This is a genomic window from Kitasatospora nipponensis (assembly GCF_039528135.1).
Lineage (GTDB): Bacteria > Actinomycetota > Actinomycetes > Streptomycetales > Streptomycetaceae > Kitasatospora > Kitasatospora nipponensis.
This window is the reverse complement of sequence record NZ_BAAALF010000894.1, coordinates 1-600: the sequence shown is the minus strand read 5'-3', so window position 1 is coordinate 600 and position 600 is coordinate 1. Positions and strand designations below refer to the sequence as shown.

Genomic DNA, 600 nt, shown 5'->3' with positions numbered 1-600 from the left:
GCCGCTTCAGCACCGAGGAGGTACCACCGCTGCTGCCGCAGACCTGGTTCGACACCCACTTCACCAACCTCACTGCCCGCCTGCCGCCCACCACCGTGTGGACCACACATCACCTGCGACGGGCCGCATCTTTGAAGCTCGCCGAGATGACCGCCGGCGGCACCTGGGTCGAATGCGCCCAGACTCCGGGCATGCGGCGCCGCAGCGCGAGCAGGACACTTGCTGTCCTCGGCCAGCGGCACGATGGGACATGGCCGCCACTCCTGTTGATTCCATGGGGAGTTGAGCTGATGCTGTCCCTCCCGGGTGTCCGCGGCAGCGGCGCGGCCCGCGAACACGCACTGACAGCGGCACGGTGTCTCACCAGCGGGCGCGGGTCGTACAAGCGGGCGGGTGTCCCGCCCTGGCCCCTGAAGCCTGTTGTGGTGGTGATTTGAGGGGCGCCAACACTCCCGGACGCGGTGTGTCATGGCTGCTCCACCTGGGGTAATGCCTTGACTCATGGTCGAACAAGCTATCGAATACGGTCTACGCTGGAGGAGCCGGAGGGGAGCCGGGTGTCGACGATCGGGGGCTGACCGTAGGAGCTGGAGGTGGTAC

1 protein-coding gene is annotated in these 600 nt (G+C 67.2%); it reads left to right on the top strand.

Annotated elements, in window-relative coordinates:
- Positions 1-437, top strand: a 437-nt coding sequence (locus tag ABD323_RS43915) for a hypothetical protein (protein ID WP_344447599.1), incomplete at its 5' end; no start/stop codon positions are given.
- Between the last annotated feature and the right edge of the window lie 163 nt (positions 438-600).